The organism is Pseudomonas sp. (genome assembly GCF_049300855.1).
Taxonomy (GTDB): Bacteria; Pseudomonadota; Gammaproteobacteria; order Pseudomonadales; family Pseudomonadaceae; genus Aquipseudomonas.
In genome coordinates, this window is record NZ_JBAQKH010000030.1 from 214,184 (window position 1) to 237,257 (window position 23,074).

General features: G+C 60.3%; 20 protein-coding genes. 7 read left to right on the forward strand and 13 right to left on the reverse strand.

Features of this window, described 5'->3' with window-relative positions:
- The first annotated feature begins 13 nt into the window (after positions 1–13).
- Genes WA225_RS18600 through WA225_RS18615 form a run of 4 tightly spaced genes read left to right on the forward strand, consistent with a single transcriptional unit; the run spans position 14 to position 3,522 of the window.
- Positions 14–1,162, forward strand: a complete 1,149-nt coding sequence (locus tag WA225_RS18600; protein ID WP_422609061.1) for an MlaE family lipid ABC transporter permease subunit — start codon at positions 14–16, stop codon at positions 1,160–1,162.
- Entirely contained in the window at positions 1,159–1,962 is an 804-nt protein-coding gene (locus tag WA225_RS18605; protein ID WP_007911797.1) for an ABC transporter ATP-binding protein, read from the forward strand. Before WA225_RS18600 ends, WA225_RS18605 begins: the two co-directional genes overlap by 4 nt.
- A 1-nt stretch (position 1,963) precedes the next feature.
- On the forward strand, positions 1,964–2,902 hold the full coding sequence (locus WA225_RS18610) for an MlaD family protein (RefSeq protein WP_016986431.1): 939 nt from the start codon (positions 1,964–1,966) through the stop codon (positions 2,900–2,902).
- Positions 2,899–3,522, forward strand: coding sequence for an ABC-type transport auxiliary lipoprotein family protein (locus WA225_RS18615; protein ID WP_422609062.1), 624 nt, complete (start codon positions 2,899–2,901; stop codon positions 3,520–3,522). The genes WA225_RS18610 and WA225_RS18615 overlap by 4 nt, the downstream gene beginning before the upstream one ends.
- 115 nt (positions 3,523–3,637) lie before the next feature.
- Here WA225_RS18615 and WA225_RS18620 read toward each other — a convergent pair whose 3' ends face one another.
- From WA225_RS18620 to WA225_RS18640, 5 genes are all read right to left on the reverse strand, one after another.
- The gene (locus WA225_RS18620) at positions 3,638–4,867 is read right to left on the reverse strand and encodes a nucleoside recognition domain-containing protein (protein WP_422609063.1); all 1,230 of its coding nucleotides are present in this window, start codon (positions 4,865–4,867) and stop codon (positions 3,638–3,640) included.
- A 202-nt stretch (positions 4,868–5,069) separates the two neighbouring features.
- Positions 5,070–6,401: a glutamate/aspartate:proton symporter GltP gene (gene gltP / locus WA225_RS18625; RefSeq protein ID WP_422609064.1), complete on the reverse strand. Its 1,332-nt coding sequence runs from the start codon at positions 6,399–6,401 to the stop codon at positions 5,070–5,072.
- Between the two features lie 702 nt (positions 6,402–7,103).
- Positions 7,104–7,568 (reverse strand): inhibitor of vertebrate lysozyme family protein, encoded by a 465-nt coding sequence (locus WA225_RS18630; RefSeq protein WP_034152230.1) that lies wholly within the window; start codon positions 7,566–7,568, stop codon positions 7,104–7,106.
- Between the two features lie 2 nt (positions 7,569–7,570).
- A complete protein-coding gene (locus WA225_RS18635; protein ID WP_003177151.1) occupies positions 7,571–7,735 on the reverse strand; it encodes a DUF1328 domain-containing protein in 165 nt (54 codons plus the stop codon).
- 73 nt (positions 7,736–7,808) lie between these two features.
- Positions 7,809–8,093: a hypothetical protein gene (locus tag WA225_RS18640; protein ID WP_422609065.1), complete on the reverse strand. Its 285-nt coding sequence runs from the start codon at positions 8,091–8,093 to the stop codon at positions 7,809–7,811.
- Between the two features lie 429 nt (positions 8,094–8,522).
- On the opposite strand from WA225_RS18640, the gene algB reads away from it, so the two are divergent.
- Both algB and WA225_RS18650 read left to right on the forward strand, forming a co-directional pair.
- On the forward strand, positions 8,523–9,869 hold the full coding sequence (algB, locus tag WA225_RS18645; RefSeq protein ID WP_007954049.1) for a sigma-54-dependent response regulator transcription factor AlgB: 1,347 nt from the start codon (positions 8,523–8,525) through the stop codon (positions 9,867–9,869).
- A gap of 10 nt (positions 9,870–9,879) precedes the next feature.
- A complete protein-coding gene (locus WA225_RS18650; RefSeq protein ID WP_422609066.1) occupies positions 9,880–11,670 on the forward strand; it encodes a KinB sensor domain-containing domain in 1,791 nt (596 codons plus the stop codon).
- On the opposite strand, the gene WA225_RS18655 is transcribed toward WA225_RS18650, so the two are convergent.
- The 7 genes from WA225_RS18655 to WA225_RS18685 all read right to left on the reverse strand — a co-directional run bounded on the left by WA225_RS18655 (position 11,667) and on the right by WA225_RS18685 (position 18,988).
- Positions 11,667–13,280 (reverse strand): EAL domain-containing protein, encoded by a 1,614-nt coding sequence (locus tag WA225_RS18655; RefSeq protein ID WP_422609067.1) that lies wholly within the window; start codon positions 13,278–13,280, stop codon positions 11,667–11,669. The two genes, WA225_RS18650 and WA225_RS18655, sit on opposite strands and share 4 nt — an antisense overlap.
- A gap of 76 nt (positions 13,281–13,356) precedes the next feature.
- The gene (locus tag WA225_RS18660) at positions 13,357–14,139 is read right to left on the reverse strand and encodes an N-acetylmuramoyl-L-alanine amidase (RefSeq protein ID WP_422609068.1); all 783 of its coding nucleotides are present in this window, start codon (positions 14,137–14,139) and stop codon (positions 13,357–13,359) included.
- A gap of 101 nt (positions 14,140–14,240) precedes the next feature.
- Positions 14,241–16,322 (reverse strand): diguanylate cyclase, encoded by a 2,082-nt coding sequence (locus WA225_RS18665; protein WP_422609069.1) that lies wholly within the window; start codon positions 16,320–16,322, stop codon positions 14,241–14,243.
- Positions 16,319–17,197, reverse strand: coding sequence for an endonuclease/exonuclease/phosphatase family protein (locus tag WA225_RS18670; protein ID WP_422609070.1), 879 nt, complete (start codon positions 17,195–17,197; stop codon positions 16,319–16,321). Before WA225_RS18670 ends, WA225_RS18665 begins: the two co-directional genes overlap by 4 nt.
- Before the next feature lie 14 nt (positions 17,198–17,211).
- On the reverse strand, positions 17,212–17,853 hold the full coding sequence (locus WA225_RS18675; RefSeq protein ID WP_422609071.1) for a thiol:disulfide interchange protein DsbA/DsbL: 642 nt from the start codon (positions 17,851–17,853) through the stop codon (positions 17,212–17,214).
- Positions 17,854–18,040: 187 nt separating this feature from the next.
- Complete coding sequence (locus WA225_RS18680) at positions 18,041–18,652, reverse strand: c-type cytochrome (RefSeq protein ID WP_422609072.1); 612 nt, start codon at positions 18,650–18,652, stop codon at positions 18,041–18,043.
- Positions 18,653–18,682: 30 nt separating this feature from the next.
- Entirely contained in the window at positions 18,683–18,988 is a 306-nt protein-coding gene (locus tag WA225_RS18685) for a c-type cytochrome (protein ID WP_250605525.1), read from the reverse strand.
- A gap of 191 nt (positions 18,989–19,179) precedes the next feature.
- On the opposite strand from WA225_RS18685, the gene yihA reads away from it, so the two are divergent.
- A complete protein-coding gene (yihA, locus tag WA225_RS18690) occupies positions 19,180–19,824 on the forward strand; it encodes a ribosome biogenesis GTP-binding protein YihA/YsxC (RefSeq protein WP_008081236.1) in 645 nt (214 codons plus the stop codon).
- 408 nt (positions 19,825–20,232) lie between these two features.
- Here the strand turns inward: yihA and polA are convergent, their stop codons facing one another.
- Positions 20,233–23,037, reverse strand: a complete 2,805-nt coding sequence (polA, locus tag WA225_RS18695; RefSeq protein WP_422609073.1) for a DNA polymerase I — start codon at positions 23,035–23,037, stop codon at positions 20,233–20,235.
- Positions 23,038–23,074: the final 37 nt, after the last annotated feature.

The following is a 23,074-nucleotide window of genomic DNA, read 5'->3' on the forward strand; positions in this document are numbered from 1 at the left end:
AAGCACGGAGCTTATGACCAGCAGCTCGATCAGCGGCAATGCCCAACTGGACACGTCGATCAGCCCTGCCCGCCTGCGGGTTACCGGGGACTGGACGCTTGCCCATTACGCCGAGCTGAAGACGCTCAGCGAAAAGCTCCACGGCCAATACGACGCCAACACCCCGATTGATCTGAACAGCCTCGGCGCCCTCGACACCGCTGGCGCCTCGTTGCTGGTCGAGCTGCTCGGCTCCGAGCGCCTCGGCAAATCCGCCGAACATCCCGATTGCACCCTGACGTCCGCCGACCGCGCGCTGCTGCAAACCGTGTACTGCTCGATGACTGACTTCTGTGTGCCGATCAAGGAACCGGAAATCAGCGTCAGCGTGCAACTGCTGACGCGCATTGGCCGCGCGGTCGACACCGTGTGGCAAGACACCCTGCAATTGCTCGGCTTCGTCGGCCTGATTCTGGAAACCATCGCGCGCAATTTGTTCCGGCCCAAGCGCTGGCGCATCACGCCGATGATCGCGCACATCGAACAGACCGGCCTCGACGCCGCGCCAATCGTGGCGTTGCTGACCTTTCTGGTCGGTGCGGTGGTGGCGTTTCTCGGCGCCACGGTGCTGGCCAGTTTCGGTGCGACGATATTTACCGTGGACCTGGTGGGTTTCTCATTCCTGCGCGAATTCGGCGTGCTGCTGACGGCAATCCTCATGGCCGGGCGCACCGCCAGTGCGTTCACCGCGCAGATCGGCTCGATGAAGGCCAACGAAGAAATCGACGCGATCCGCACCCTCGGCCTCGACCCGATGGAGTTGCTGGTGGTGCCGCGCGTGCTGGCGATGCTGGTGGCGCTGCCGATGCTGACCTTTCTCGCCATGCTCTGCGGGATCATCGGTGGCGGCGTGGTCTGCGCGGTGTCGCTGGATATCTCGCCGGCGATGTTCCTGACGTTGTTGCAGTCGGACATCGGCGTGCAGCACTTTCTGGTCGGCTTGGTGAAGGCGCCGATCTTCGCCTTCATCATCGCCGCGATTGGTTGCCTGGAAGGCTTCAAGGTCAGCGGCAGCGCCGAGTCGGTCGGCGCGCATACCACGTCCGCCGTGGTCCAATCGATTTTCGTGGTGATCGTGCTCGACGCGGTGGCTGCGCTGTTCTTCATGGAGATGGGTTGGTGAGTCGTCTACCCCGCGCGCCCTCGGAGGCGGTGATCGAAGTCCGTGGCCTGTGCAATCGCTTCGGCAGCCAGAGCGTGCACGAGAACCTCGATCTGGATTTGTACAAAGGCGAAATCCTCGCCGTGGTCGGCGGTTCCGGCAGCGGCAAATCGGTGTTGCTGCGCAGTATCGTCGGCCTGCGCCGGCCCAGCGAAGGCATGGTCAAAGTGTTCGGCAAGAACCTGCCGAGCCTGTCTGAGCACGAGCGCTCGCTGGTCGAACGGCGTTTCGGCGTGCTGTTTCAGAAAGGCGCGCTGTTTTCCTCGCTGACGGTGACCGAGAACGTCGCCCTGCCCCTCATCGAACACGCCGGCCTCAGCCGCAACGATGCCGAGCACCTGGCGGCGGTGAAGCTGGCGCTGGCCGGGCTGCCGCTTTCAGCGGCGGACAAATACCCGGCGTCGCTGTCCGGCGGCATGATCAAGCGTGCGGCGTTGGCCCGGGCGCTGGCGCTGGATCCGGACATTCTGTTTCTCGACGAACCCACCGCCGGCCTCGATCCGATTGGTGCGGCGCAGTTCGATCAATTGATCCTGACCCTGCGCGATGCGCTCGGCCTCAGTGTGTTTCTGGTGACCCACGACCTCGACACGCTCTACACCATCACCGACCGCGTGGCGGTGCTGGCGCAGAAGAAAGTGCTGGTCGCAGGACCCATCGATGTCGTTTCGGAAACCGACGACGCGTGGATTCACGAATACTTCCACGGCCCGCGCGGCCGCTCGGCGCTGGACGCCGCCAAATTGCTCAACGAGGTCTGACATGGAAACCCGAGCGCATCATGTGTTGATCGGCCTGTTCACGGTGATCGTGGTGGCAGGTGCCCTGCTCTTCGGTCTCTTCCTGGCCAAGTCCAGCGTCGATACCGAGTTCAAGGACTACGAGATTGTCTTCAGCGAAGCGGTCAGTGGCTTGTCCAAAGGCAGCCCGGTGCAGTACAGCGGGATCAAGGTCGGCGATGTGATCAACCTGCGCCTTGATCCAAAGGATCCGCGGCGCGTGCTGGCGCGGATTCGTCTGGCCGGGGACACGCCGGTCAAAGAGGACACCCAAGCGAAACTGGCGCTGGCCGGGATCACCGGGACGTCGATCATCCAGCTCAGCGGTGGGACGCCCGAGAGCCCGAAACTGCGTGGGCATGACGGCAACCTGCCGACCATCGTCGCTTCGCCCTCGCCTATCTCGCGGCTGCTCAATGACAGCAATGATTTGATGACCGGTATTACCGCGCTGCTGCAGAACGCCAACCAGATGTTCTCCGCCGAGAACGTCGAGCGTGTCAGCAAAACCCTCGCCCATCTGGAGCAGACCACCGGCACCATCAACGACCAGCGCGGTGACATCAAGCAAGCCATGCAGCAACTGGCGACCGTTGGCAAACAGGCTGGCAGCATGCTCGAACAGACGTCGTTGCTGATGCGCAACGCCAATGGTTTGATCAACGATCAGGGCAAACAGGCGCTGGGCAGTGCCGAGCAAGCCATGAAGTCGCTGGAGCAAAGCACCACGACCATCAGCACGTTGCTGAGCAAAAACGAAAACTCCCTCGACAACGGCATGCAGGGCCTCAATGGCCTGGCCCCGGCGATTCGCGAACTGCGCGAGACGCTGACCTCGCTGCGCGCCATCTCGCAACGCCTTGAGGCCAACCCCAGCGGCTACCTGCTGGGCCGTGACAAGAACAAGGAATTCACGCCATGAAGCTGACTCGACTTGCCCTCCTCGCCGGCTTCACGCTGATCAGCGCCTGTTCGATTCTGCCCAAGTCCGAGCCGTCGGATGTCTATCGCTTGCCGACCGCACAGGCGCCCGTCTCGGCCAGTTCAGCGGCGACGCAGCAGTGGTCGTTGCGGTTGAACAAGTTGCAGGCCAGTGAAGCGTTGAATCGGCCGACGATTGCGGTGATTCCACAGGGCGATGTGATCAGCAGCTACAAAGGCTCGCGCTGGAGCGATCCGGCGCCGGTGCTGGTGCGTAATCGGCTGTTGGACGGGTTCGCACGTGATGGTCGGGTGACGCTGCTGAGTACCGATGACAGCAACTTTGCGGCGGATCTGGAATTGGGCGGGAGTTTGCAGGCGTTTCAGACTGAATATCAGGGCACGCAGGCTAGCGTTGTGGTGCGGGTCGATGCGTTGTTGGTGCGCGGTTATGACCAGCGGATTCTCGCCAGTCGCCGTTTTGAAGAGCGCCAGCCGTTGAACGATGTGCAGGTGCCGGCAGTGGTCGCAGGCTTTGGCCAGGCCAGTGACCGCCTGACCGCGAAAATCGTCGCGTGGGCTGTCGACCAAGGCCAAAAACTCACCTCCCGAAAACCTTGAGCCAAACACAACTCCTGTGGGAGCTGGCTTGCCAGCGATAGCGGCGTGTCAGGCAACGTCAATGCTGGCAGTACCGCCGCCATCGCTGGCAAGCCAGCTCCCACAGGGTTCTCTATCAGCCAAAGAACCAGTAGCAGACCGCGATAGCGCCAACCACACCAGCAAACTCCGCCAGCAACGCACACCCCACCGCATGCCGCGCGCGCTGAATCCCCACCGCGCCGAAGTACACCGCCAGCACATAGAACGTCGTTTCAGTACTGCCCTGCACCGTCGCCGCGACCAGCGCCGGGAAGCTGTCGACGCCCGAGGTCTGCATCGTCTCGATCAACAGCGCCCGCGCCGCGCTGCCAGAGAACGGCTTGACCATCGCCGTCGGCAACGCATCGACAAAGCGCGTGTCCCAACCGGCCCACTCGACCAGATGACGGATGCCGTCCAGGCCAAAGTCCAGTGCGCCGGACGCGCGCAGCACGCCCACCGCACAGAGCATCGCCACCAGATACGGCAGCAGATTCTTCGCGACATCGAAGCCCTCTTTGGCGCCTTCGACGAATGCCTCGTAGACCTTCACCTTCTTTAACGCGCCGATCAGCAGAAACAGCATGATCAACCCGAACAGCGTGAGATTGCCGAGGATCGACGACAATCCAGCCAAAGCCGTCGCCGAAAGGGTGCCGAGCAGCGCCATGAAGCCGCCAAGGGCGAGGGCACCTGGAATCAGATACGCCAACACCACCGGATCCCAGATTCGCAGGCGTTGCATGAACGCCACCGAGAGGAAGCCGACAATCGTCGAGCAACTGGTGGCCAGCAGAATAGGCAGAAACACCAGCGTCGGATCCGGCGCGCCTTGCTGGGCGCGGTACATGAAGATCGTCACCGGCAGCAGGGTCAGGGAGGAGGCGTTGAGCACCAGGAAGAGGATTTGCGCGTTACTGGCGATGGTGGCGCTGGGGTTGAGCTCCTGCAGCGCCTTCATGGCTTTCAGGCCGATCGGCGTGGCCGCGTTGTCGAGGCCCAGACCGTTGGCAGCGAAGTTCAGGGTGATCAGGCCGAGGGCAGGGTGACCGGCCGGGACTTCCGGCATCAGCCGCAGGAACAGCGGGCCAAGCACCTTGGCCAGCCACTCGACGATCCCGGCCTTCTCGGCGATGCGCAAGAAGCCCAGCCACAGGGTGAGGGTGCCGAACAGCAGCACCATGACTTCGACCGAGAGCTTGGCCATGGCGAAAATGCTTTCCACCATCGCCGCGAAGATCCCGGCGTTGCCGCCGATCAGCCACTGCGCCAGCGCCGATACGGCTGCGACGATAAAGAAGCCAAGCCACAGGCCATTAAGCATCAGTCAAATCCCCCGAAGAATGCGGCGAATGATAGCGGGGTCGCCAGAAACGACAAACCCCGGATTTCTCCGGGGTTCGTTGGTAAGCCTTGCATCAATCACTGTGGGAGCGAGCTTGCTCGCGAAGGCGGCGTGTCAATCAACATAGTTGTTCAATGTACCGGTCTCTTCGCGAGCAAGCTCGCTCCCACAGAGTTTTGCATTACGGCTTGGAGATTTCGCCGGCTGGCAGCTTTTCCTTGCTGCGCCAGTGCGGCAGGGAGTTCCAGTAGCGCTCGCCCTTGGCGTCGTCGTACATGCCTTCCCAGCGCGAGATCACCAGCACGGCCAGCGCGTTGCCGATCACGTTCAGAGCGGTACGGGCCATGTCCATGACACGGTCGACACCGGCGATGAACGCCAGACCTTCCAACGGAATACCGACACTGCCCAGAGTGGCCAGCAGCACCACGAAGGACACGCCCGGTACACCGGCGATGCCTTTGGAGGTGACCATCAGCGTCAGCACCAGCAGCAGTTGCTGGCTGATCGACAGGTCGATGCCGTACAGCTGCGCGATGAAGATTGCCGCGATCGATTGATACAGGGTCGAACCGTCGAGGTTGAACGAATAGCCGGTCGGCACCACGAAGCTGCAGATGGCTTTCGGTGCGCCGTAGGCTTCCATCTTCTCGATCACGCGCGGCAGCACGGTTTCCGAAGAAGCGGTGGAGTAGGCCAGCACCAGCTCATCCTTGAAGATGCGCATCAGCTTGATCACCGAGAAGCCAAACAGCTTGGCGATCAGGCCCAGCACCACGAAGGCGAAGAAGAGGATGGCGACGTAAACCAGGATCACCAGTTTGGCCAGCGGCAGCAGGGAAGCGAAGCCGAAGTTGGCGACGGTCACCGCGATCAGGGCGAACACGCCGATCGGCGCATAGTTCATGATCATGTGGGTGACTTTGAACATGCTTTCCGAAACGCCCTGGAACATCTTCACCAGCGGCTCGCGCAGGTCCGACTGCAGGCTCGACAGACCGAGACCGAACAATACGGAGAAGAAGATGATCGGCAGCATTTCGCCGCGGGCCATGGCCGCGAAGATGTTCGACGGGATCAGGTTGAGGATGGTCTCGATGAACGCGTGTTCATGCTGTACTTCGGCGGCGGTCGCCTGGTACTTGGAGATGTCCACCGTGCCGAGGGTGCTCATGTCGATGCCGGCACCCGGATGGAACAGGTTGGCGAGCAACAGGCCGACGACGATGGCGATGGTGGTGACGATTTCGAAATAGATGATCGTCTTCAGGCCGATGCGCCCGAGCTTCTTGGCGTCACCGACGCCAGCGATGCCGACAATCAGGGAAGAGATGACGATCGGGATCACGATCATCTTGATCAGACGGATAAAGATATCGCCTGCTGGTTGCAGGACGTTGCTGATCCACCAGGCCTTCTCGGCACTGAAGTGGTTGAGCAACGCACCAATTGCAATACCCAAAACCAGACCGATGAGGATCTGCCAGGCGAGGCTAATTTTTGCCTTCTTCATTATCTTTACCCTTACTTGCGTTTGACTCAGGCACATGCAGGAACTGGAACGCTCTTTAGCGGAAAAGTTTGTGCATCTGCCTCCGTATAAGGTGCCCCGAAGCGCGTGTTTACGGCTCTTCGGCAGGCGAAAAAAGGCGCAACTATTCCGATGCAAGGTTGCGCCGTCTAATGCCGTAAACGCCTACCCTATGCCGAATCGGCATGAGCTTTTTTAAATGAAACTGGCGTCCCAACCGGTTCGATTGTGACATTTCGGCCGGCATAAGTGCCGTGAACCGGCCATCACAGCGAAGGTTGGTTATTTTTTGAACGAGAAAATTCGACGAAAATTTCAGGAAAAAGCCTACACAGGAAGACTAGAAGTCTTACTGTTTAAACGGTCTCTTTGTCGATATACGGTCGCCGTGAAACACCGCGTAATGTTTTTGCGCGCAGTGTCAGCGAAAAAAAGGATGAGCTGGACGCTCTGGATCAACGTTTTGTTGAATTGAAAGCTCAGCGCAAGTCCGTCGAACCTCGGTGGGTCGGCGAACCTGCGGCGCAGCTTTTACCCTGACCCGGCCCTCGCGCAGGCACTCCCTGTACCCGTAGGTCACTCCGACCCTGTAACAGTCAGAACATCCCGGCCCCTTGGTCATGCGCCTGCCTTCCTCAGGCGGGCGCAATGGAGGGCAGCAGGGCTGCTGCCTTCATGTTCAAATCAGTACCACTTCGGATCTTTCTTCAGGGTTTCCATCAGCAGATCCTGCATGCCCTGATCGGGTTTGCCGAGGAAGCGGTAGGTGGCATGTCGCGTTGGCGACTTGTCGGCCGGCAGTCCTTCAGGCACATCGACGAGCATGGCGTATGCATCTTTCTTGTCGAAACTGAACGCGACGATCAAGCGGTGGTTGAGGCATTTGTCTGCAGATTCGCAGAGTGGCCCGACCAGGTACTTGTCACCGTCTTCAGTCACGGCATTCATCTGCTGGTCAGGCGTGCCGGACAGGTTCATCACCCACTCCGGCAGGCGTTCTTCCTTCTTCACCACGCCTTCCCAGGTTTGCCGATATTGCGGGTCGGAACTCAACAGTTCGTTGACCCGCGTCTGGCCGTCATTGGCCGCCATCGCCATGGCACTACCGCCCAGAAGCAGGGCGGCTGCCAGTGTCTTTAACGCACTCATCGTTAACCTCGGCCGCGACGGCCAAAGAAGAAGGAAGCGATGAACATCACCAGGAACACGACAAAGAGAATCTTGGCGATACCCGTGGCGGTGCCCGCGATACCACCGAAGCCCAGTACTGCAGCGATGATGGCAATGATCAAGAATGTAATTGCCCAGCTCAACATGGTGATTCTCCTTACTTCTCTATTTAGGGGTGTTGCATGTCCCGGCGCTGCGCGCCCGAATTCGTTTTGCTCTTTAGAAAACCCAGCGCTCTTCACGTGGCAGTTGATCCAGTGGCTGCGCCTGGTCGACGTCCATCATGCGCATCGAGGCGCTCTCGACCTGGCTGCTGCTGACGGCGCTGAAGTGCGTTTGCGTCTTGTGCTGGATCGAGATCAGCGGCTCAGCCTGCTGGCTGTTTTCCCAGCGCAGGTATTGCTGGCAAGCGATCAGGGTGATCAACAGCGCCAATACGCCAAACAGACCTTGCTGGATATGCAGTGGCGAGATACGCACTTGGGCGGCATGTTGGCGAGTCATCCTGGGTTCCTCACTCTCTTATTCGGTTGGGGCAGTTCATTTCTGCCCGGGCTGAGTAAGCTATTGCAGCCTGCATGCCAGTTTTTTAAATGAAAAATATCCAATAAAATCAATATGTTACGCGGTAATAAAAAAACGCTGGCGACGCATCCTGCACGATGGGGCATCTGGGGTCGTGCGCAATGCACGATTTTTTCGTAGGAGATTTCATTCTTATGGAATTGAGAGCAGGGCGCAGATGTCAGAAAAGTACGCAGGGAATGCCCTGCAAATCGGCAATTGTTTAAAAAATCAACAAAACCAACAACTTGGCTGTAAAGGCAGGAGAGAGCTACCCTCCTATGGCTGGCATCGTTCAGAATCAACCATGCAACTTGCCCGATTTTTCCGGGACTAACCCAAGACCAATCACTATGGAGCGTAGGAAAAATGGAATCTGCCACTGAGCATCAAGGCCGCATTCTGCTGGTGGACGACGAATCCGCCATCCTGCGTACCTTCCGTTATTGCCTCGAAGATGAAGGCTATACGGTTGCCACAGCCAACAGCGCGGCCCAGGCCGACGCCTTGCTGCAACGCCAGGTCTTCGACCTGTGCTTCCTTGATTTACGCCTGGGCGAAGACAACGGTCTCGATGTGCTGGCGCAGATGCGCATTCAGGCGCCGTGGATGCGCGTGGTCATCGTCACTGCGCATTCGGCCGTGGACACCGCCGTCGATGCGATCCAGGCGGGCGCTGCCGACTATCTGGTCAAACCGTGCAGCCCGGATCAATTGCGTCTGGCCACCGCGAAGCAACTGGAAGTGCGCCAACTGTCGGCGCGTCTCGAAGCCCTCGAAGGCGAGATCCGCAAACCCAAAGACGGTCTCGATTCCCACAGCCCGGCAATGAAAGTTGTCCTGGAAACCGCGCGTCAGGTCGCGGGCACCGACGCCAACATTCTCATCCTCGGCGAGTCCGGTACCGGTAAAGGTGAGCTAGCTAGAGCGATTCATGGCTGGAGCAAACGCGAGAAGAAATCCTGCGTAACCATCAACTGCCCGTCATTGACCGCCGAACTGATGGAAAGCGAGCTGTTCGGCCACAGCCGCGGGGCGTTTACCGGGGCCAGCGAAAGTACTTTGGGCCGAGTCAATCAAGCTGACGGCGGCACGCTGTTTCTCGACGAGATCGGCGATTTTCCCCTGACATTGCAACCCAAGTTGTTGCGTTTCATTCAGGACAAGGAATACGAGCGGGTAGGGGATCCGGTCACCCGCCGCGCTGACGTGCGTATTCTGGCGGCGACTAACCTCAATCTTGAGGACATGGTTCGTGACGGTCGTTTCCGTGAAGACCTGCTCTATCGCCTGAACGTCATCACCTTGCATTTGCCGCCACTGCGCGAGCGCGCCGAGGACATTCTGACCCTGGCCGATCGCTTCCTTGCCCGTTTCGTCAAAGAGTACGCGCGTCCGGCGCGAGGCTTCAGTGATGAAGCGCGCGAAGCGCTGCTCGGCTACCGCTGGCCGGGCAACATTCGCGAACTGCGCAACGTCGTCGAGCGCGCGAGCATTATCTGCCCGCAGGAGCGCGTGGAAATCAGCCACCTCGGCATGGCCGAGCAACCGGCCAACAATGCTCCTCGCGTCGGCGCGGCGTTGAGTCTCGACGAATTGGAGAAGGCGCACATCGGCGCGGTGCTTGCCACCGCCGGCACCTTGGATCAAGCGGCGAAAACCCTCGGCATCGACGCCTCGACCCTGTATCGCAAGCGCAAGCAGTACAACCTGTGAGTGCCCGGCGATGAAACTGGCGATGAAGTTGCGCACACGCTTGTTCCTGAGCATTTCGGCACTGATCACCGTGGCCTTGCTCGGGCTGTTGCTCGGGCTGGTCAGCGTGATGCAGATGGCCGGTTCGCAGGAAACGTCGCTGCGTAACAACTTCGTCACTCTCGATCTGGGTCTCAAGCTGCGGCAAACCCTGGGCGATCAACTGGTCCTCATGCTCGCCGAAGAACCCGATCCGGTCGCGTTCGAGGCGTCCAAGCAGCAATACCTCAAGTTGCTTGATGAAGGCATCGCCCAGGAGCAGGTGGGTGATGGCCGCCATTACGGTTTCAGTCAGGCCAAGGCGGATTACCTGAGTTTTCTTCAGGCCTTCGATGTGTCCCATGATCCGGCGGCTGCGTTGAGCAGCAACGCCAATCTCAGAGAACGCTTCAATACGTTGCGCAACGGTTTGATCAGCGAACACAAGCATGCGCTGGACAACATCAATGCGGTCCAGCATCAAGCGCGCGACCGCGCCTTGTTGATTGCCGGCCTACTGGGGGTTGTCGGGCTGGCGGTGCTGATCATCGGTTTCATCACGGCCCACGGCATTGCCCGGCGTTTTGGCGCGCCGATCGAGGCTCTGGCGCAGGCGGCGGACAATATCGGCCAAGGCAATTTTGAAGTGACCCTGCCGATTTCCTCGGCGATGGAAATGAATCAGTTGACCAAGCGTTTCGGGCTGATGGCCGAAGCGCTGCGCGAGCATCAGGCGACCAACGTCGATGAACTGTTGGCCGGTCAGCAACGCTTGCAGGCGGTGCTCGACAGCATCGACGATGGCTTGCTGATGATCGACCGTCAGGGACATCTGGAGCACCTCAACCCGGTCGCTCAGCGCCAGTTGGGTTGGGACGATGATCGCCTCGGCCAAGGCTTGGGCACGGCGCTGCAGCGGCCGGAGCTGGATGCACAGCTGCAACTGGTGTTGCGCGGTGGCTCGCTTGAGCGCGCGCCGGAAGACCTGAGCATCGAGGTCGACGGCGAATCACGCTTGCTCACTTACAGTCTGACGCCGGTCAGCCACACGCAAGGGCATATCCTCGGCGCGGTGATGGTCTTGCATGACGTCACCGAGCAGCGCGCCTTCGAACGCGTGCGCAGCGAATTCGTCCTGCGCGCGTCTCATGAGTTGCGCACGCCGGTCACCGGCATGCACATGGCCTTCGGGCTGTTCCGCGAGCGGGCGAAGTTTGCCCCGGAATCACGCGAAGCCGATCTGCTCGACACGGTCAACGAAGAGATGCAGCGCTTGATGCAGTTGATCAACGACCTGCTCAACTTCTCGCGCTACCAGAACGGTTTGCAGAAACTCACCCTGGCGCCGTGCTCCATCGAAGACTTGCTGGAACAGGCGCAGCTGCGCTTTGCCGAGTCGGCCGCGGACAAAGGCATCGCCTTGAACGTTGAAGTGCAGAGCCCGCTGCCGCGTTTGCAGGCCGATCAGGCGCAGCTCGACCGCGTGCTCGACAACCTCATCGACAACGCCTTGCGTCATACCGCCCGTGACGGCCAGATCCGCTTGCAGGCGCGCCGTCATGGGGAGCGCGTGATCATCAGCGTCGAAGACAATGGCGAAGGCATTGCCTACGGCCAGCAAGGGCGGATTTTCGAACCGTTTGTGCAGGTCGGCCGCAAAAAGGGCGGTGCCGGGCTTGGTCTGGCGCTGTGCAAGGAAATCGTTCAGCTGCATGGCGGACGTATGGGGGTTTATTCGCGGCCGGGGCAGGGCACGCAGTTCTATATGGCGCTCGCCGTTTAGGCTTCGTCGTCCATGCGCCTTCCCGCGAGGCGTCGGCCACGGGTGATCAACTCAATGAATTGCACCGCGCTCAGCGCATGGGCGAACAACCAGCCCTGACCGAACTTCACTCCTTCGCTGCTGAGTAATTGCGCCTGTGATTCCAGCTCGATGCCTTCGGCAATCACTTTCAGATCCAGCGCCTGGGCCATGTGAATGATGTGCGGGGCGACGCCGCTGCTCGCCGCGTCATGGCCCAGTGCATCAATGAACGCCTTGTCGATTTTCAGGCAATCGACCGGCAAGGTCTGCAGGTAGGCGAGGCTGCAATAGCCGGTGCCGAAGTCATCAATCAGCACTTGATGGCCGACATCGCGCAAGGCTTGCAGGTTTTCCCGCGCCACCACCACATCAATCAACCCGCGTTCGGTGACCTCGAAGGCAATCTGCCGCGCGGCGACTCGGTGCAATGTGAGCAAGCGCGCCATGACCAGACCGATGCGCGGCACCATCACGTCGCACGCGGCAAGGTTGACCGAGATGTACAGCGCTGGATTGGCGCGCAGCAACTGGCCGAGTTGCTCCAGCAAGCGTTGCAGGACGAAGTCGGTCATCTGACGGATCTGCCCGGTGTTTTCCGCCATCGGGATGAACAGATCGGGGCTGGTCAGTGTGCCGTCCGGGCGGCGCCAGCGCAGCAAGGCCTCGGCGCCGACGCAATTGCGGCTGTCGAGGTCGAAGATCGGTTGATACAGCACCTGCAACTCACCGCGGCGAATCGCGCCATGCAGTTCGGCATCCAGTGACTGACGCTGGCGCACCAGCAGAAATACCAGGAAGCCGACAATGGCACCGGCGACCAGGCAGGCGGGGATCATCCACCACCAGACGCCGGGAATGTGTATGCCGCTGCGCGGGGTGATCAGCACCAACTGGTATTCAGGATTAGCGGTGGGCATGCGGTAGATCAGTCGCGTTTGCGTGACCTGCAAGGCATCGCGGCTTTTTGGCGGCCAATGTTCCGAGGGTGGCCACGCCTGTTCTGTGCCCAGCACCGGGATGGCGCGGGTGCCGTGATCGAGCACCACCAACAGGCTGCTGCCGGGCGACAGGTCGACCATGTCGGTCAGATGCCCGCGCGAGGTGGCCACGCGGAAATTGCCCCGACCCAGCATCAATGCGGCGCGGTTTTCATCGGGTTCGGTGGTGGTATTCAGCCAATAGCTGTAGGTCGGGCCTTTGATGTCTGGCGCGCGAACCATCGACAGGCCTTCCTGGCGCGGACGGTTGGAGCAGATCCGCGTCGCGTCCATGTAAGCCGCTTCGTAGACGAAGCGATAGTTGAAGGTGACTTGCTGCAATGTCGCAATCATTTCGTCATCGCAACTGCGCAGCGGTTGGGCTTCGAGGTCGTCGAGACTTTCACGCAGTTGGCCGAACAGCTGCTCGAGGCGGGCGAGGAAACGTTCGCCTTGCGCGTTCATTTCCTGGCTTTCGTTTTGCTCGACCTGGCGCATCGCCACGAACATACCGCCGGCGATCAACAGGCTGGCACTGAGGACAGCCGCGATCATCGCCAAAAACCACGGGCGATAAAACCAGCTACGCAGCGTCTCTCGGGTAGCAACCATCATGGAATATCCGAAGAATTACCAATGAGTTATAGCTGCTGATTGCAATTTCGCCCTGACCGTCGGGCGGGCGTCATTATTTTGTCTGATTGAGGACCAGCAACAGCGCTGCCGTTTGCGCATCCGGCGTGCCGTCGAAGCGCGAAGGGCGGAAGTGCATCTGGAAGGCGGCGAGGACGTGGCGCGTGGCGACGTCCAGTTCGCCGGTCTGCGGCGTGTCGTAGCCCAGGTGTGCCAATTGCTCCTGAAACCAGCTAATGCTTGGCAGTTCATTGCTGTTGAACAGCATTTGCTGACGCGCCACCGCCTGTTCGTCTGGCCACACGCCCAAGCCTTCGGCAGCGAGTCGCTTCCATGGGAACAAGGGGCCCGGATCGAGTTTGCGCAGCGGCGCGATGTCGCTATGACCGATGATGTGGCGGGGGCTGATGCCGTTGCGTTGGCTGATGTCCTTGAGCAGGACGATCAGCGCTTGAATCTGCGCTTCGCTGTACGGATACCACAGGCGCCCGGTCGGCGTGTCTTTAAAGCCCGGATTGACGATTTCAATGCCGATGGAGCTGGAGTTGAGCCAGGTTCGGCCCTGCCATTGGCTTTCGCCGGCGTGCCAGGCGCGCTGGTTTTCGTCCATCAGCTTGTAGACGGTCGCGCTCTTGTCGTCGCCGATCAGGTAGTGGCTGCTGACTTCGCCGTGGGTCAGCAGTTGCAGCGAACGCTCAAGCGACGCCGAGGTGTAATGCACGATCACGAACTGGATACGGCTGTCGTGATTGACCGAAGGATGGCTGGTGTCGTAACGCGGGGCGCTGGCACAACCGGCCAGGACGAGCAGCGACGCAAGGAGGGCAAAAAATTTCATGGCAGAAGGCAGTACACGCAAGACAGTAATGCAACAGTGTAACGTACTGCCTTGCGTCTCGACGGTCAGCGGGCGGATTTAAACAAAATGGAACAATTTGCTCAGCCCAGCTCGACCCGGTTGCGTCCGGCATTTTTTGCTCGGTACAGCGCCTGATCGGCTCTTTTCAGCACCAGATCGCTGTGTTCTCCGGCTCGGAATGTCGCCAGCCCCATGGAAAGGGTGATGGTCACGCGCTCACCCTTGAAGTGGAACGGGCAAGCCTCGATCGCTGCGCGCAGGGTTTCCAGCAGTTTTGCGCCGACCGCGGGCGGAGTGGCGGGTAACAGCAGCACGAATTCTTCGCCGCCGAAACGGGCGATGAAATCGGAACCTCGCAGGCGTTTGCGCAGCACCGTGGCGATGATTTTCAAAACCTTGTCGCCAGCGAGGTGACCGTAGTTGTCGTTGATCCGTTTGAAGTGATCAAGGTCGAGCATCGCCAGGCTCAAAGTGTTGCCGTGCTGCTGCCACTGCTTGATCTCATGCTCAAGGCGTTCGCTCCATGCCGCGCGATTAGGCAGACCGGTGAGCGGATCGATCAGGGCTTTCTGCCGCTGTACTTCAAGGTGTTCGCGGAAGCCCTGGGCTTCCTGCTCCATATGCGCCACGCGCTCGGAGAGGCTTTTGAGCCGCGTGGCGACTTCCTGTTCGCGGGCGTCGCGCTGCTTCTGATGCTGATCCATGGTGCCGATCAGGCCTTCGAGATGATTCTCCAGCACTTGCTTGAGGTCATCCAGATCCGCCGCTTCCTGCACGCTGGTCTGCAAACCGTCGACTTGCTCGCGGATCTGCGTGTCCATGGCCCGCGCCGCCGAGCTGTTGTCGGCATGCCCTGCACTGGCGGCTTGCAGATTGCTCTGAAACGCTTCGAGGCGTTCGTTGAGTTGCTGCAGATAGGCTTCGAATTCGTGCTGGCCGCTGTCAGTGATCGCCAGCATCAACGTCGCAAGGTCGTCGAGAATCGGGATCAGTTCGTACCAGTTCAACCCGTGTTTGAGCCGCTCGCGCATGGCCTCGGCTTGCGGCCGGTGGCGTTCCGGCAGGGTCAGGTCGTCGAGCAGGCCGATCAGGGTGTCTTCGATGTGCTTGGCCACCGAGCTGTAGGACGGCTCCGGGGTGTCCGGCAGGGCGAACAGGATGTCGTGCTCGGGCTGCTCCGGGTCGATGGCCGCGAGCGCCTGCGCAATCGGTTCGGGCAGCGGCAGGCTGTCGAGAATCAGCGGTGTCGGATCGCCGGGGTGGATCAATTCATCGGGGTTGAAAGCGGCCGCCATGGCCGGGCTCGGGGCGGCACCTGGGGCAATATCCCCGGCGGGTTTTGGCTCGGCTGCGGGGGCTTCCACCGCAACAGGCCCCACTTCGTGGGTGACGGTTGGCGGTACAAAGGCCACTACGTCAGGTTCTGGCGCTGGCTCCGGGACGGGCGAGGACGCCGCAATCGTGGGGGCAGGATGCTGGACCGTGGGCGCGGTGCTGATCAGCTCCGAAACAGCGACAGCGTGCACGGGCTCTGACTTTGCTTCGGGCCCGGTTTCTGCCGCGACAGGCGTTTGCACTTCACGCGTTACCTGAGCCGGCGCAGATGCTTCTGCGGTCGGTACTGGCGCTTCTTCGCTGTCACGTGTTCCGAACAGACGCTGTAACAAGCCCGGACGTCCAGGCTCTGGCGGCGTCTCCAACTGACTTAACGCCTTGCCCTGCAAACCGCTGAGTTCACTCAGCAGCAATGGCATCTCCCGCGCCGAACCGACGCGGCCATCCAGTTGCTTGGCGAATTTTTTCAGTGGCTGGGCGACTTCACGCGGCAGTGGCAACGCCTGCAACTGGGTGACCAGCGAGGTCAGTGCGCTGCTGACTTGATCGATACGGGTTTCGCGGCGCTGCTCGGAGTCGAGCACGGCTTTTTCCAGGCGCGGCAGCAGGGCCGCGAGGCCGGCGTCCATGTCGTCGGTGCGCACCACGTCGCGCATCTCTTTCATGCACTGATCAACGACCTTGTCAGTGCCCTCGGCGGCCAGCGTGCTGCGCACCAGGCCACGTCGCAGCAAGTCGAGCCTGGCGGCCCAGCGGCGTTCGAGTTTGTCCTGCTGTTCGATGCTCTTGAGGTACTTCTCTTTCCAGCGCTGGGCGTCGTCGCTCATTCAGGGGTTCCGCGAGGGGCAGGACTCAACGCGGGCAATGCATCGGCCGTGAGCGAACCCGGCAGACGAATCTCTACCGCGACCGGCAGGTGATCGGAAATCGGTTGGGCCAGCACTTCGACCTTTTCCAGGGTCAGGGTCGGGCTGAGCAAAATATGATCAAGGCAACGCTGCGGGCGCCAACTGGGGAAAGTCGCTTCCACCTGCGGGGCGAGCAAGCCGAGATCGCGTAACGGTGACTGGTGTAGCAGATCGCTGGCATGGGTGTTCATGTCGCCCATCAACACCTGGTGTTTGTAGCCACCGATCAGCTCGCGAATATAGCCCAGTTGCAGGGTGCGCACACGGGCGCCGAGGGCCAGATGCATCATCACTACCACCAACGCTTCCGGGCCTTCACCGAAACGCAGGAGGATCGCACCGCGACCTTTCGGGCCAGGCAGCGGGTGGTCTTCGATCGCCCACGGTTTCAGGCGACTGAGCACGCCATTGCTGTGCTGGGCCAGCCGACCGAGGTTGCGATTGAGTTGTTGATACCAGTAGGGAAAGGCGCCGAGGTGCGCCAGGTGTTCGACTTGATTGACGTAGCCTGAGCGCAGGCTGCCGCCATCGGCTTCCTGCAAGGCGACCAGATCGAAGTCGCCGAGCAGGTCGCCGATCTTTTGCAGATTGCCCGAGCGCCCGGTGTGCGGCAGCAAGTGCTGCCAGCTGCGGGTCAGGTAATGTCGATAACGCTCGGTGCTGATGCCGACCTGGATATTGAAACTGAGCAAGCGCAGACGCTGGTCCGCGGGCAGGCCCGTGGATGCCAGGTGATGCTCGTTGACCTGCGGGTCATGCAGGCCAACGGTGCGTTCGTTCTTCCAGCGGCGCATGGCAGTTGCCGCGCTTAGTTGGCAGCAGCCTTGGTTGCCGCTCGCTCTTTGGCGACCAGTTGATCAGCCAGTTGCAGCGCTTGTTCGGCACCACCGGCAGAGCCGATGTCGAAGCGGTACTTGCCGTTGACGATCATGGTTGGAACGCCGGTGATTTCATACTTCTTGGCCAGTTCACGTGCCTTGACGATCTGACCCTTGATGGCGAACGAGTCGAAGGTGGCGAGGAACTTGCCCTTGTCCACGCCCTGGGTGGCGAGGAAGTCAGCCATGTCGTTCTTGTCAGTCAGCTTCTTGTGTTCTTTCTGGATCGCGTTGAAGACCGCTGCGTGGACCTTGTGCTCGACGCCCATGGCTTCCAGGGTCAGGAACATCTGGCCGTGAGCGTCCCATGGGCCGCCGAACATGGCCGGGATACGCACGAAATTGACGTCGGAGGGCAGTTTCTCGACCCATGGGTTGATCACCGGCTCAAACGCGTAGCAATGCGGGCAGCCGTACCAGAAGAGCTCGACCACTTCGATCTTGCCAGGCTCTGCAACCGGCACCGGGTTGGCCAGTTCCACGTAAGGGGCGGCTGGGGCTTCAGCGGCTTGGGCAGTCACGCCGAACAGGCTGGCAGCGACGAGAGCGGCGCTGATGATCAGATTACGCATGCTTTACTCCTGGACAATTTTGGTCGCCTCGCGCGACCTGTTTTCAGACAGATCCTGGCGGGCATGAGTTCTGTAGTGTAACGGCAGCGGCCACAAAAAAGGGCGGCCAAAGCCACCCTTTTTATACTTGCTGCGACGGATTAATCGAGCGTTAACGTTGCGCGAGATCTATCGCTGCCAAATGCGCTTAGTGCAGACCCTGAATGTAGCTGGAGACCGCAGCGATGTCTTCGTCGCTCAGGCGCTTGGCGATGGTCTGCATGGTCATGGTGTCGCCGTCGTTGGTGCGGCCACCTTCTTCCTTGCGGAAATCGGTCAGCTGCTTGGCGATATATTGAGCGTGTTGGCCGCCCAGGTGCGGGAAGCCGGCAGCGGCGTTGCCGGCGCCGTTCGGCGAGTGGCAACCGGTGCAGGCGGGCAGGCCCTTGGCCAGATTGCCGCCACGGAACAGCGCTTCACCGCGAGCGACGATCTTCGGATCGGCGGCGCCGACGCTGCCTTTCTGGCTGGCGAAGTACGCCGCGATGTCGGAAAGGTCCTGATCGCTCAGGTTGGTCAGCAGACCGGTCATTTCCAACACGGTGCGCTTGCCCGACTTGATGTCGTGCAACTGCTTGGTCAGGTAGCGTTCACCTTGACCGGCGAGTTTCGGAAAGTTTGGCGCCATGCTGTTGCCGTCCGGGCCATGGCAGGCTCCGCATACGGCGGCTTTTGCCTGGCCCGCTGCGGCATCACCGGCAGCATGGGCGAAGCCTGAAATTCCCACGGTCAACAGCAGACTCACGATCAATTTGTTCATCAGCTAATCCAACTACGGCTAAGGGTTAAGTTATGGACCGGGCTTACTCGCGCTCATCCAAAGGATGATGGCTTGGTAATCCTCGGCACTGCAGTCCATGCACAAACCACGCGGCGGCATCGCCTTGAAACCCTGGGTCACGTGTTGCACCAGCGTCCCCATACCTTTCGCCAACCTCGGCGTCCAAGCTTCCTGATCGCCTCTTTTGGGCGCCATGGGTAGTTGGCCGGAATGACAGGCACCACAAACACGGTTGTACACAGCTTCCGGATCCTGTGTAGCCTGTGCGCTGTAAAGCGGCATCAAGACTCCGGCAGCCAGCAGCCATTTCGTCATAAAACGACCTTTTCAGGGTTGAGAGCGTTCTGCGTTCTAATGCGCAATAAAGGTCTGTCGCTCTCGTGAACTTCATCCTTCGCTGGGACAAAGCACACACAAAATCTGCGGCATTATATACTGGCGTCACTGAAACGGAAGCGACACCGCGTTCCGCGCCCAATCCCGGCGCCGCCCACATCGGAAATCCCATGCAACTCAAGAATCCCATCCTCGGCCTGTGCCAACAGTCCACGTTCATGCTCAGTGCCGCCAAAGTCGATCAATGCCCTGACGACGAAGGCTTCGAAGTAGCGTTTGCCGGTCGTTCCAACGCCGGCAAATCCAGCGCGCTGAACACATTGACTCACGCCAGCCTGGCGCGCACCTCGAAAACCCCGGGTCGCACACAGCTGTTGAACTTCTTCAAGCTAGACGAAGATCGGCGTCTGGTCGACCTGCCGGGCTACGGTTACGCAAAAGTACCGATCCCGTTGAAGATGCACTGGCAGCGTCACCTTGAGGCTTACCTCGGTGGCCGCGAGAGTTTGAAGGGTTTGATTCTGATGATGGACATCCGTCATCCAATGACCGATTTCGACCTGCTGATGCTCGACTGGGCTGTTGCGGCCGGCATGCCGATGCACATCCTGCTGACCAAGGCCGACAAGCTGACCTACGGCGCCGCCAAGAACACCTTGCTCAAAGTGCAGTCGGAAATTCGCAAAGGCTGGGGCGACCTGGTCACCATCCAGCTCTTCTCCGCACCGAAACGCATGGGCCTGGAAGAGGCCTACACTGTACTGGCCGGCTGGATGGAACTCGCAGACAAAGGCGCCGAGGCGGCAGCCGAGTAAGACAATTTCAAAACTGTCTGTGGTGCTGTCAGGCAAGGCGAAAGCACCGCTAAAAAGCGGAGTTTAGGGTACCTAAATGAGCATTTTTAGCGGTGCTTTTAACGCAGCATGACGGCATCACAGCCAGTTTTGGGGCAAAAAAAGCCCCGGACTTCATTGGGGAGGGAGAAGTTCCGGGGTTTAAGTTCCGAACCGCTAGGGCGGGGTTCAGATATCTGCCAACACTTAACACAACATAGGAGCATCGAAGGGCTTCACCAGCCATTCAGTAACTCTGAGTAGTGTCCTTCCAGATTAGTTCAGATTTTTTTCAAAAAGCTTTGGAATAACCCCAAGCGCTTTTCGAAATAAGCAGGTTTCATCGGCGTTGCCGCGACAACGGGTCGCGGCAAACCGTGTTCAAAAGGCTCAGTGAGCCTCATCCCAATTATTGCCCACACCGACTTCGACCAGCAGCGGCACATCCAGTTTCGCCGCTTCGCTCATGTGCACGCGGATTTCGGCGCTGACCTGCTCGACCAGATCCTCGCGAACCTCCAGCACCAATTCATCGTGTACCTGCAAGATGACGCGAGCGTCCAGCCCGGACGTCGCCAGCCAGTTATCCACCGCCACCATGGCTTTCTTGATGATGTCCGCAGCCGTGCCTTGCATCGGCGCGTTGATCGCCGTGCGCTCGGCGGCAGCGCGTTCCTGCGGCTTGTTCGAGTTGATCTCCGGCAAATACAGACGACGACCGAAGAACGTTTCGACATAGCCCTGATCCGCCGCCTGCGCGCGGGTGCGATCCATGTACTCGCGAACTCCCGGATACCGGGCGAAGTAGGTGTCGATGTAAGCCTTGGCAGTCTTGGTGTCGACGCCAATGTCCTTGCCGAGCTTCTGCGCGCCCATGCCGTAGATCAGACCGAAGTTGATCGCCTTGGCGCCACGGCGCTGATCGGAGGTCACCTGGTTGAGTTCGACCTTGAACACTTCGGCAGCGGTGGCAGTGTGCACGTCCAGATTGTTGCGGAAGGCGTTCATCAGGCCTTCGTCCTTGGACAGGTGCGCCATGATCCGCAGTTCGATTTGCGAATAGTCTGCCGCCAGCAGCTTGTAACCCTTCGGCGCAACGAACGCCTGACGGATACGGCGACCTTCAGCGGTACGCACCGGGATGTTCTGCAGGTTCGGATCACTGGAGGACAAGCGACCGGTCGACGCCACAGCCTGGTGATACGAAGTGTGGATACGCCCGGTACGCGGGTTGATCTGCTCCGGCAGGCGATCGGTGTAAGTGCTTTTCAGCTTGCTCATCGACCGGTGCTCCATCAGCACTTTCGGCAAGCGGTGATCGTCTTCGGCGAGTTTCGCCAACACTTCTTCCGCGGTGGACGGCTGGCCCTTGGCGGTCTTCTTCAGCACCGGCAGGCCGAGTTTCTCATAGAGAATCACGCCCAGTTGCTTCGGCGAGCCGAGGTTGAATTCTTCCCCGGCGATTTCGAACGCTTCGCGCTCCAGCGCGACCATTTTGTTGCCCAGCTCGATGCTTTGGATGCCGAGCAGCTCGGCGTCGACGAATGCACCTTGGCGTTCGATGCGCGCCAGTACCGGCACCAGCGGGATTTCGATGTCGGTCAGCACACTGGCCAGACTCGGGATCGCGCTGAGTTTTTCGAACAACGTCTGGTGCAGACGCAAGGTGATGTCGGCGTCTTCGGCGGCATACGGCCCGGCCTGTTCCAGGGCGATCTGGTCGAAGGTCAGCTGCTTGGCGCCTTTGCCGGCGATGTCTTGGAAGCTCACGGTGGTGTGGTCCAGGTACTTCTGCGCGAGGCTGTCCATGTCGTGGCGGGTGGCGGTTGAGTTGAGCACGTAAGACTCAAGCATCGTGTCGAAGGCGATGCCGCGCACCGTGATGCCGTTGTTCTGGTCACCACCGATGGCGCAGTTGGCCAGGATATTCATGTCGAACTTGGCGTGCTGGCCGACCTTGAGCTTGCTCGGGTCTTCGAGAATCGGCTTGAGCGCGCGCAGCACGGTGTCGCGATCCAGCTGCTCCGGCACGCCGATGTAGGAGTGGGTCAGCGGGATGTACGCGGCTTCGTTGGCCTGCACGGCGAACGACAGACCGACCAGTTGCGCCTGCTGCGCGTCGATGCCGGTGGTTTCGGTGTCGAAGGCGAACAGCTTGGCGTTGTTGAGTTTTGCCAGCCAGACGTCGAAACGTGCCTGATCGAGAATCGTCTCGTACGCCGCTTCGGTCGGAGCAGCCGGAGTTTCGATATCTGGCGCACTGAACAGATCGCCGGCCGGTGCAGGTTCGGCAGCAGCGCTCAGTTCCAGGCGCTTGGCGTCGCGATCCAGATCATTGATCCAGCTTTTGAATTCCAGCAGGGAATACAGCTCGTAGAGCTTGGCCGGGTCTTCCGCGCCCATCTGCAAATCATCGAGTTCGACGTCCAGCGGCACGTCGACCTTGATGGTCGCCAGTTGATAGGAGAGGAACGCCATCTCCTTGTGCTCTTCAAGCTTGGCCGGCAGGGTTTTCGCGCCGCGAATCGGCAGGGTCGGGACGATGTCGAGATTGGCGTACAGCTCGGTGAGGCCGCCATTCACGCCGACCAGCAAGCCGGAAGCGGTCTTCGGGCCGATGCCCGGAACGCCCGGAATGTTGTCGGACGAATCGCCCATCAGCGCCAGATAATCGATGATCTGCTCCGGTGCGACGCCGAATTTCTCCTTCACGCCTTCCACGTCCATCGAGCTACCGGACATGGTGTTGACCAAGGTAATGTGGCCGTCGACCAGTTGCGCCATGTCTTTGTCGCCGGTGGAGATGACCACCGGGCGATCCGCCGCCGCGCTGCTGCGGGCGAGGGTGCCGATGACGTCGTCAGCCTCGACGCCTTCGACGCACAGCAGCGGGAAGCCGAGGGCGATCACGCTCTGGTGCAGCGGCTCGATCTGCACGCGCATGTCGTCGGGCATGCTTGGGCGATTGGCTTTGTATTCGGCGTACATCTCATCGCGAAATGTCCCGCCCTTGGCGTCGAATACCACGGCGAACGGGCTGTCCGGGTACTGCTTGCGCAGACTCTTGAGCATGTTCAGCACGCCTTTGACCGCACCGGTCGGCAGGCCTTTGGAGGTGGTCAGTGGTGGCAGCGCGTGAAACGCGCGGTACAGGTAAGACGAACCGTCCACCAGGACGAGGGGGGCTTGGCTCATGAGCAGGATCAACCTTTTCGGCGGGTCCGGCGCTAGA

What these genes read in the sequence shown, in the direction of transcription:
- WA225_RS18600 (WP_422609061.1), top strand. Translation starts at nt 14, where the DNA reads ATGACCAGCAGCTCGATCAGCGGCAATGCCCAACTGGACACGTCGATC.
- WA225_RS18610 (WP_016986431.1), top strand. Translation starts at nt 1,964, where the DNA reads ATGGAAACCCGAGCGCATCATGTGTTGATCGGCCTGTTCACGGTGATC.
- WA225_RS18615 (WP_422609062.1), top strand. Translation starts at nt 2,899, where the DNA reads ATGAAGCTGACTCGACTTGCCCTCCTCGCCGGCTTCACGCTGATCAGC.
- WA225_RS18620 (WP_422609063.1), bottom strand. Translation starts at nt 4,867, where the DNA reads ATGCTTAATGGCCTGTGGCTTGGCTTCTTTATCGTCGCAGCCGTATCG.
- gltP (WP_422609064.1), bottom strand. Translation starts at nt 6,401, where the DNA reads ATGAAGAAGGCAAAAATTAGCCTCGCCTGGCAGATCCTCATCGGTCTG.
- WA225_RS18630 (WP_034152230.1), bottom strand. Translation starts at nt 7,568, where the DNA reads ATGAGTGCGTTAAAGACACTGGCAGCCGCCCTGCTTCTGGGCGGTAGT.
- WA225_RS18635 (WP_003177151.1), bottom strand. Translation starts at nt 7,735, where the DNA reads ATGTTGAGCTGGGCAATTACATTCTTGATCATTGCCATCATCGCTGCA.
- WA225_RS18640 (WP_422609065.1), bottom strand. Translation starts at nt 8,093, where the DNA reads ATGACTCGCCAACATGCCGCCCAAGTGCGTATCTCGCCACTGCATATC.
- algB (WP_007954049.1), top strand. Translation starts at nt 8,523, where the DNA reads ATGGAATCTGCCACTGAGCATCAAGGCCGCATTCTGCTGGTGGACGAC.
- WA225_RS18650 (WP_422609066.1), top strand. Translation starts at nt 9,880, where the DNA reads ATGAAACTGGCGATGAAGTTGCGCACACGCTTGTTCCTGAGCATTTCG.
- WA225_RS18655 (WP_422609067.1), bottom strand. Translation starts at nt 13,280, where the DNA reads ATGGTTGCTACCCGAGAGACGCTGCGTAGCTGGTTTTATCGCCCGTGG.
- WA225_RS18660 (WP_422609068.1), bottom strand. Translation starts at nt 14,139, where the DNA reads ATGAAATTTTTTGCCCTCCTTGCGTCGCTGCTCGTCCTGGCCGGTTGT.
- WA225_RS18665 (WP_422609069.1), bottom strand. Translation starts at nt 16,322, where the DNA reads ATGAGCGACGACGCCCAGCGCTGGAAAGAGAAGTACCTCAAGAGCATC.
- WA225_RS18670 (WP_422609070.1), bottom strand. Translation starts at nt 17,197, where the DNA reads ATGCGCCGCTGGAAGAACGAACGCACCGTTGGCCTGCATGACCCGCAG.
- WA225_RS18675 (WP_422609071.1), bottom strand. Translation starts at nt 17,853, where the DNA reads ATGCGTAATCTGATCATCAGCGCCGCTCTCGTCGCTGCCAGCCTGTTC.
- WA225_RS18680 (WP_422609072.1), bottom strand. Translation starts at nt 18,652, where the DNA reads ATGAACAAATTGATCGTGAGTCTGCTGTTGACCGTGGGAATTTCAGGC.
- WA225_RS18685 (WP_250605525.1), bottom strand. Translation starts at nt 18,988, where the DNA reads ATGACGAAATGGCTGCTGGCTGCCGGAGTCTTGATGCCGCTTTACAGC.
- yihA (WP_008081236.1), top strand. Translation starts at nt 19,180, where the DNA reads ATGCAACTCAAGAATCCCATCCTCGGCCTGTGCCAACAGTCCACGTTC.
- polA (WP_422609073.1), bottom strand. Translation starts at nt 23,037, where the DNA reads ATGAGCCAAGCCCCCCTCGTCCTGGTGGACGGTTCGTCTTACCTGTAC.